The following is a 9010-nucleotide window of genomic DNA, read 5'->3' on the forward strand; positions in this document are numbered from 1 at the left end:
AGCAGCTGTTTTTTTATTTTAAATAACCATTTTTTCGGGATTCTTCAAAAAAATTATTTTCTATTATACTGTCTTTTCTAAAAATGTATTCAATAGAATCACCTTTCTTCTTTGAAACAGAATCTCCTACTTGATATGGAAATTCTAAAATTTTTTGAGTGCCATTAGAATATTTTACATAGAGAAAATTATGTTCTTCTCTATTATTGTAAATTTCAATTACTCTAGTATATCTTTCAATAGATAGTAATTGTTTTTTTATAGAAGAGTTTGAGGTTACAATTAAATAAACGATCGTAGACAATAAAATACATCCAAAAAAAACTATAAATATTATAATCGTTTTTTTACTAGATTTATCAACTTCTATATTAAAATTATTTTCCATACACTACTGTCTCTGCAATATTAGACATATAAAACGATAAACAGCACGTCTTCGCTCTCATAAATGCATTCCTGAACCAAGGCAAATTACACAATCAACGATGTGAAAACTATACTATTCAATGAGTAGCGTTGCTTATTTTTAGAGCTTTAATTAAAATAAGCAACCTCTTTGCTATATCTATAATTTATCTTACGTAAAGATATAAAATGAGGTAATTTACTAAAGCAATTATTAAAAAATGCCACACGAAAGGATTCGTGTGGCAGCTTGGAGAGTTTAATCAAATAAAAACAGGTGCTTGAAGCAGCTGTTTTTATTTTAAAAGACCATTTTTTCGAGCTTCTTCAAAGTAATTATTCTTTATTATACTATCTTTTCTAAAAATGTATTCTATAGAATCACCTTTCTTCTTTGATATCGAATCACCAACTTTATATGGATATTCTAAAAATTCATTGACTCCATTGGAAAACCTAACATAACCAAGGTTGTGCTGATTCCTATTGGCATAGATTTCAATAACCCTAGTCTGTCTGTCTATACTTAATAATTTTTGCTTTCTCTCAGAACTTGAGTTTATAATTAAGTAAAAAATCGTAAATAACAAAAGACATCCAAAAAAAACTATAAATATTATAATTGTTTTTTTACTAGACTTATCAACTTCTATATTAAAATTATTTTCCATACACTATTGTCTCTGCAATAACAGACATATAAAATGATAGACAGCATGTCTTCACTCTCATAAATGCATTCCTGAACCAACCCAAATTACACAATCAATGATGTAAAAACAATACTACTCAATGAGTAGCGTTGCTTATTTTTAGAGCTTTAATTAAAATAATCAACCTCTTTGCTATATCTATAATTTATCTTACGTAAAGATATAAAATGAGGTAATTTACTAAAGCAATTATTAAAAAATGCCACACGAAAGGATTGTGCGGTAGCTTGAGGAGTAGCTTTTGTTGTCTAATTCTTGTAAATAAATTCTCTTTGTAATTTATTCGTAGGGTCAGAACTTATGTAAGTTATTTTTTTGATTCTGTTTTTATCATAAAAATATTCTCTTCGTAGACTCTGATTATTCTCTAATAAAAAGGTTTCCTTTATTGGTAAACTATCTTTAATGACCAAATTATAGTCCTTAACTATTTCGCCTTCAGGAATAAATAGCGTAATATAAGAAGGGTTAAAACGGATTTTTTTATTAAAGTTCTTATAAATTATTGTCTTTTCATTTCCGTTTACAACAGAGTCTTTTTTAAAATCATCATAATTCTTACCCACTGTTAAAATAGTAGCAAGGTCATTAACTTCACTACTGACTATTTCAGGGTGTTCAATCTTAATTCCTTTGGTTGATAAATCTTTAGCCTGATACAAATAATTTAGTACAGATTGCGTGTAATCAACATCTTTTACATTACCCTGAGAAACATAATTAAATTTTCCATTTTGATAATTATAGTTCGATTTAGACTCTATTGTATTTGTTTGTTCATTGTATGATATTACTTCAATAGGCAAGTCTTTTTCATCGTATACATAAGTAAAAAGCCTTTTATCATCTTCTAAAATATCTGTGATCTTATTTTTTTTAATTTCTACAGATTGGATAGGTTTATTATCACTCCTTTTTGAACAGGTTGCTAATAAAGTCGCTACTAAAATAATTGCTATTCTCATTTTGTTACTTTCCAGAAAATTGTTTGATTATATACTGCTGAAGATTGAAGTCTGATTTTACCTTTATTCATACCCGTGGTTGCTGCCTTTACCTGTGGTGCTTGGAAGCCAGAACCTACAGCACCTTTCCATTTGGCATAATCTCCATCTGATATATTCCAACCCATCGTATTCATATGCAATTCAAATCGTCCTGTACTTTTTCTATTGTCTGATGCTGGAAATAATGCTTGCTCTTTTCCATCCCATTGCTTTGCTCCATTACTATAATCAGCACCTCCTGTTACAGCATTAATTACTGCTCCTACAGCAACCTGCATTTTAGTGCCATTTCTATCTGTTTTCTCGGTATCTCTAAACGATTCTGCCTGCGCACTACTACCTCCATATGCTTCTCCGTTTTGTTCGTGCACACTGGCAATGGAATATATTTCTTTTTTTAGTTCTGTTCCCATATCAGATTTATAAGCTGAACTTTCGCCAAAAACAGTAGAAGCTTTTGCCTCTAATTCACTTTGGTTTATATCAAGCTCTTTAGCATTGGCAAAAGAGGCATTTCCTTTCTTATCTTTTGCAATACCATCGGAAACATAAACTTTTCCATCATCTTTTCCATCATTCCCTAAGTATCTACCAAATTTCGTGTAATAATCACCTTCGGGAGCCATCCCATCTGGGTCTATGAATCTGATTGGGTTATTGAACGCATAATTGTATGGACTATGACGACGCATTTGTTCTGCTAATGGGTCAATAACTCCCCATCTCCCAATATCTGGCATATAAAACCTTGCACCATAATCATACATACCCGTCTCTTGTAATTCTTTGCCATTGTACTTGTACTGATAAGCATTCTGCGTTGTCATCGTGTAATTATGCAGTAATCCAAAAGGATAATAATTATTGACTTCCAAAATTTCTCCAGGTCTGGTAAAATCAATACAGTTCGGTATCTCAAAGGGAGGATTAAAAGGCCCATCACATTGCTGAGCATGGTATTGTATTGGTTGTATTACTCCGTCTTTATTAGTATCTGTATAACTTAGTCTTACATTTCCCAAATGGTCGGTAAAATTATATACATTATTAGAGGTAAACTAGAGTGTTGATTTTAACACTCTAGTTTTTGTAATATTGTATCGATTAGAGTATAAGAAGTATAAAAATTATGTTTCAAATAAAATAGCAACTCCAAGGATTTGATTATTCAGAATCCTTACATATTGGATATAAGATGGGTTCAAAGTCATTACTATCTTTTAAGTAGGTTTTTTTATTATTTGAAGATATGACTCTTTTATTATAAAATTTCAATTTAACAAATCCTAAATAAAATTTATTAACTTCTATGGGTAATCTTAAAATCGTTAAATTTTTCTTTTCTTCTTTTTTTATATAAGAACATTCTCCAATACTTATATTATTTTTTTGTCTATCCTTTGAACTAATAAAACCTATACCATCATCGTTGTATAAAAAAACTTTCTGATTATCTATAGCTTTTTGAAGATGATTGATTTCTCCTAAAAAGTCTTCACTTAATATAAATTTGCCATCATATCCTTTTACCATTATAATAATTGGTTTATTTATAGTAATCGTATCTTGAGTTATATAAGAATTATTATTCAATTGAGAGAATACTTTATTACTCAAAACAGATAATAAAACAATAAACACATATTTATTCAGCTGATTGTATACCCCCATTTCTAAATCTTTTATAATCTTTATCCGTTTGTAAATTATTATTTTCAATATGTATTGTTGCTTGTCCTAATCCACCAGTTGCTTCTTTAGCCTTATCTGGCTCGGATGGAGTTCCCACAATAGCATTCATAACATCTGAAATATTAGAAGAATTAATATCGTTTGATCGGTTTGGATCATCTGAAGAAATTGTAAGAATCCCACTTGAAGTATGATCTGCACCTAAACTATGCCCAACTTCATGTGCTCCAGTTTCTGTGTCCGCCCGAGAATCTTTAACCCTTATACTATTACCGCCTGATGTAACTCCATTTTCATTAGAATTCATATCCTTGCTTGCTGCAAATCTATAAATATTTCCTTCACCCTTAGTTGCTGATTCCATCGCTTTATTGAGAACATCTAATCTCTTTTCACCTTTACCAACAGTGACTTCGGAAGTTTGTAATTCAAATTTAACTTTCATAGAAACTTTATTTCCGTTTGCATCCTTATAAGTATAGTTATATTTTCCACTCATACCATTCCACATTTTTACAGCTTGATTTGCTGACTTCATATCATTACCTGTAGCATAATAAGTTGCTCTTATCGTAACTGTGCCCGTTTTAAAATCAATATACATTCCATAATCCCTTCCATCATAGTCTACAAACATAGCAGGATTGTTTCCTACATAAGTATATGGGGACATTCTTCTGTACTTCTCCGTCAGTGGATCTACAACACCCCATCTACCAATATCCTGCATATAAAACCTCGCTCCATAATCATACATTCCCGTTTCCTGCAGCTCCTTACCATTGTACTTATAATTCTGGTATTTACCAGCGCCAAAATACGCATTTCCTGTTTTTAAATGGCTCATCCCAAATGGGTAGTAATCATTAGCATCTGTTATTTCAAGACCACCCGTATTCTTATCTCTTGCGAAACTAATCCTTACATTGCCTAAATGATCTTGGTACTGGTAAATATACTGCTTTTTCTGATAATCATAATAACCTTCCGATGTTGGAAAAAACTGTAATTCCGGGTTGTGAGGATTTTTAATAATTGGATCAATAGGTCCCGGATCAATTATAATAGGAGGTCCAATCTTACTGAAAGCTTCCCTCTCAAATGCGTGTTTGGTTTCCATTGATGATGCCAAAAATGATTCACTGCTTCCGCCGGTATTATTTCCTGAACTTGTCACATTGAGGTATTGGAAGCCATCAAGATAGTCCGTTACTTCTTTTTTCCATATAGTACTGCTAAATCCTACTGAAGTATTTGTATTCTCTTTTCTCACCTTTACTCCATCTGCTCTGTATTTTGTAGCAATATCAGTGGTTACTTGCCCTGCACCTATGGCAACAGCATTTGCGAGATTTAAATGATTATAACCTATCCCAGTTATTTGCTTATCTATCATGCTTTTCATATTCCCATTGGCATCATAATCAATAGCATTTCCAGCAATTCCCTCATAGCCTGTTGAGTTACCGCTATGATCTTTAATGCTGGTCGCCTGATTTCCTGTATAGAAATATTCAAGATCATCAATCTCTGTTGCTATAGTTCCCTGTACTACAGATGTCCTGTACAAATTGGTGATGTTTCCGTTTACATCATAGGTTAGAGATTCTATATTTTCTTTACTATATGGATTACCCGGATTTTGATAATATCCTGCACTCAATCGGTTTAATTGATCATAAGCATAGCCATATCTTTTAGGTTCTAACGAAGGATTATCTCCTAAGGTTGTAACAGCCCTCCAATCAACTTCAGCAATGTTTCCATTATATTTAGGCGTTACATTTTTACCTGAGAACTTTATGGGATCTGGATTATCAATTCCCTGTTTCTGATTGTATTTGATTTTATAAGAAAATAGTTTTCCCCCTAAATCAGGTACTCCCATCTGATCTTTATTTATATCAGTCATCCAACCCCTGATATTATAAGCATAATCTATGCTTTGAAGATTGTTTCCTACCTTTTTGTTTTTTAGCTGGGATAATTCATTGTAGCTGTTTTCGGTCAGAAGTTCCTGAAGCTGGCTGTCTACCTGATGATAATGTTTTTTCAATCTGTTTTGCAGATCATATTCAAAGTTTTCTGTAATGACCTTTTCGGTGTCGGTATCGAGTCTTTTGTGCCTGGTAATAGTTTTCAATGGAACTCCTGCAAAATCCAGTTGGGATTTGGTTCTGGTGTAGCCACCCAAATGGTTGATGGAGTGTCCTCCTACCGCTCTTCCTTTGGTATCGTAATAGGTGTAGTTTTTGGTCCAGTTGTCGTCTTCAATGCTTTTCACCAAAATCATCACGGGAAGTCCTTTGGTGCTTTGGAGGTGTCTGAGTCAGCAGAGTTGTTTTGATCAATCTTCTTATTTTTAAGAAGGGCTCAGGTGATAAATCCAAACCTAACTTTTCAAATTATATACTTTATGAAATAGCCGTCTATAAAAACAAAAACCAGAGCAAAATGTCTTTACTCTGGCTTATTTATTTTTGTCCTTTAATATGTATTGTATTTTAATAATAGTCAGTTCAAAGTCAAAAACTTTCCAAAGCTGTGAAATTTATTTGATAAATATTCCAATTAATTCCATCTGTAATTAGCCAGCTCAAGATATTTGCAGTAATCATATCGGATAAATCTTTCTTTAATAAACTATCCTCTATAATTATTTGTTTATAATTAGTTTCAATGAAATTTTTAAATTTCCAAAAAGAAAACTTTATGTCATATTCATTTAAAGGAGCTATATCATATTCACAAATAACTTCATTTTTTTCTACGGTAAAACCTGATCCATGTCGGATATAATTATAAACTCCAACGGTTCCTTTTTCTAATTCTTTTTCTATAATATAACTCCAAATATTCTCATTATTTGAGATATTGTACTCTTTTCTAATTACATTATGAAAATCTACAATGAAAGTTAAATATTCTTTCAGTAGCTTGTTTGTACTCATACTATTTAAATAATCCACTATCAATTTGTTTTACTTTATCTTTAAACATTTGCATGGCTTTTTGTCCAGTAACTTCGATAACTTCTAAAGTTTTATTTTCTTGTATTGCTGCTTGTATTCTATGATGGCCATCTAATATATATCTTTCACCATCTTTTAAATAGACAACAATTTTTTCTCCATAAATACTTATATCTTCTTCTTTCATTAACTTAGCAAGCTTTTGTACTTTTTCTGTACTTTGAGCAGCCACCTCTGTCGATTTAAAAGTTTCTAAAGCTTCTTTGCTAGCAAGTAGATATTTCAATTCTCCAGCACCACTAATATATTCTAATGGTCCAGCACTTCCTATCGGTTTTACGTTTGATATTTTACCATCTCTAGCTACAATATATGTTAATCCATAAGAATCAGTCCATTCTCTATCATAAAAATGTGACCAAAAAGTATTAAGTGCAGGAAGAACTTGAGGTCTGTTTTTATGTGTGTCGTTTCTAATAAAACTAGCAATAGGATTTGCTATATTTCTTTGGAACTAATTCTGTGTCCTCTTTACAGTAATTACTACTTCCTCGATTGATGTTTCTTTTATTCCTTTTTTATTAGGTGGATCTTCTTCGGTTAAATCAACAGGATCAACGAAGTTAACAGGATTATTAAAACTATAACGAAATGGGGATAAGTCTTGATATTTTTCCGCCAGCGGATCCACCACACCCCATCTACCAATATCCGGCATATACATTCTCGCACCATAATCATACATCCCGGTCTCCTGAAGCTCCTTTCCGTTATACTTATAATTCTGGTATTTACCAGCACCAAAATAAGCATTTCCTGTTTTTAAATGGCTCATTCCAAATGGGTAGTAATCATTAGCATCTGTTATTTCAAGGCCACCCGTATTCATATCTCTGCCAAAACTTATCCTTACATTCCCTAAATGATCTTTATACTGGTAAATATACTTATTGTTTTCAAAATAAATATATAGCTTTATATACAAAACACCACCGCTTAATAGCGGTGGTGTTGTTATTATTACTTCACCACACGATACAATCGTGCGGGAGCGGGGTGATTGTTTATTGTATAATTTTATCATTTTTTAAGTATGATAACAAATTTACATACAGAAAAAGCTTGGTAGAATTTTACTATACCCTATTCCCCATTTGCTTTTGGTTGCATCTCCAATATCTATATAATCATATTTTTCAATAAAGGGAATAACAATATCTTTTTTACCTTCAACTGATAATTTTATTTTTTTTAAAGATTTATTCACATTTTTAAATCTTACACCATAACATCCAGATTCGCCTGCTTCTGATTTAAACGACAGGGAGTCACGATTGTTAATAATTATTGTCTTTCCTTTAAAAGCTGAACCGCTGAATATTATCAATATATCCTTATCTGTTTTTTGATATTCTTTAGGAATATCAGCAAAATAGCTTTCTTCAGCCATTTCTTCATATTCTGTTTTTTCCGTTCTATCATCATAATAAAATTTTGCTGCCGTACTTTTACAGCAATATAAAAATTGTACGACTATGAAGCTAAAAAATAGTTTTAAAAAAAAATTATTGGGTAATCTCATCTTTTTTAATTTTTGGTTGTACTAATTCGATAGTTTTTTTCATTTGGTTAATCTGTTGTGGTAAAAGATCAGTTCCTGAATTCTTCTTCATAGATTTTTCTGAATTACCATCCGAATTCTGTAAATTATTTATATTTTCAGGAGTATTTGAAACGTTAGAACTCTCCCAAATATGAGATATCCCTAAAGTATGTGCTATCTCATGAGCGGTTACTTTAGCATTTCCATTAGAACTTATTGTTTGATTCACAGGATCGCCTTCTCTCGCCTCACCAAGAACTTTTTCTGTTGTAATACTACCGTCCTTCTCAATTGTCACTTTTTTGGACTGATATGATTTCGTCATATCAAGACCAAAAGTAGCTTTAGGGTTATTGATCATATTAATTTGCAATCCAGAATTCTGAGATAATATTGCAGAAACTGAACTTAAATGATCCTGAACACTCTGCAATGTCATCCCATTTTTAGGTATTACATTAACATGAAAATCTACAGTCATTTTATCATTAGTATTGTTTGTTATCAATGGCTCCAATCCCTCTAATTCCCGGGCATCAACAACTCTATTACCACTGAATGCATAGGGCGACCAAGTATTATACTTTTCTGTTAAAGGATCCACATTAAAAAACC

At 31.8% G+C, this 9010-nt stretch carries 10 protein-coding genes and 1 pseudogene; all 11 read right to left on the reverse strand.

From position 1 onward, the window contains the following. Window positions 1–13 precede the first annotated feature (13 nt). Entirely contained in the window at window positions 14–388 is a 375-nt protein-coding gene (locus tag IW15_RS15370) for a hypothetical protein (protein WP_034713052.1), read from the reverse strand. A gap of 316 nt (window positions 389–704) precedes the next feature. Continuing rightward, entirely contained in the window at window positions 705–1079 is a 375-nt protein-coding gene (locus tag IW15_RS15375) for a hypothetical protein (RefSeq protein WP_034713055.1), read from the reverse strand. Window positions 1080–1369: 290 nt separating this feature from the next. Further along, complete coding sequence (locus tag IW15_RS15380; protein ID WP_034713058.1) at window positions 1370–2086, reverse strand: hypothetical protein; 717 nt, start codon at window positions 2084–2086, stop codon at window positions 1370–1372. After that, window positions 2083–3150 carry an RHS repeat domain-containing protein gene (locus IW15_RS23225; RefSeq protein ID WP_034713060.1) on the reverse strand — a complete coding sequence of 356 codons (1068 nt, stop codon included), beginning with the start codon at window positions 3148–3150 and terminating at the stop codon, window positions 2083–2085. The genes IW15_RS15380 and IW15_RS23225 overlap by 4 nt, the downstream gene beginning before the upstream one ends. A 142-nt stretch (window positions 3151–3292) precedes the next feature. After that, a complete protein-coding gene (locus tag IW15_RS15390; RefSeq protein ID WP_034713062.1) occupies window positions 3293–3799 on the reverse strand; it encodes a hypothetical protein in 507 nt (168 codons plus the stop codon). Further along, on the reverse strand, window positions 3774–6113 hold the full coding sequence (locus IW15_RS23165) for an RHS repeat-associated core domain-containing protein (protein WP_051882075.1): 2340 nt from the start codon (window positions 6111–6113) through the stop codon (window positions 3774–3776). Before IW15_RS23165 ends, IW15_RS15390 begins: the two co-directional genes overlap by 26 nt. A gap of 232 nt (window positions 6114–6345) precedes the next feature. After that, window positions 6346–6771: a DUF6896 domain-containing protein gene (locus tag IW15_RS15400; RefSeq protein ID WP_034713063.1), complete on the reverse strand. Its 426-nt coding sequence runs from the start codon at window positions 6769–6771 to the stop codon at window positions 6346–6348. A gap of 1 nt (window position 6772) precedes the next feature. Further along, entirely contained in the window at window positions 6773–7078 is a 306-nt protein-coding gene (locus IW15_RS15405; RefSeq protein ID WP_034713065.1) for a ParB/Srx family N-terminal domain-containing protein, read from the reverse strand. A 228-nt stretch (window positions 7079–7306) separates the two neighbouring features. Then, window positions 7307–7876, reverse strand: a complete 570-nt coding sequence (locus IW15_RS23170) for an RHS repeat domain-containing protein (protein ID WP_034713067.1) — start codon at window positions 7874–7876, stop codon at window positions 7307–7309. A gap of 21 nt (window positions 7877–7897) precedes the next feature. Beyond that, window positions 7898–8374 carry a hypothetical protein gene (locus tag IW15_RS15415; protein WP_034713069.1) on the reverse strand — a complete coding sequence of 159 codons (477 nt, stop codon included), beginning with the start codon at window positions 8372–8374 and terminating at the stop codon, window positions 7898–7900. After that, window positions 8358–9010: pseudogene (locus IW15_RS15420) on the reverse strand (hypothetical protein); the annotation flags it as partial. The gene IW15_RS15415 and the pseudogene IW15_RS15420, both read right to left, overlap by 17 nt.

Origin of the sequence: Chryseobacterium soli, assembly GCF_000737705.1 — a bacterium.
GTDB classification, from domain to species: domain Bacteria; phylum Bacteroidota; class Bacteroidia; order Flavobacteriales; family Weeksellaceae; genus Chryseobacterium; species Chryseobacterium soli.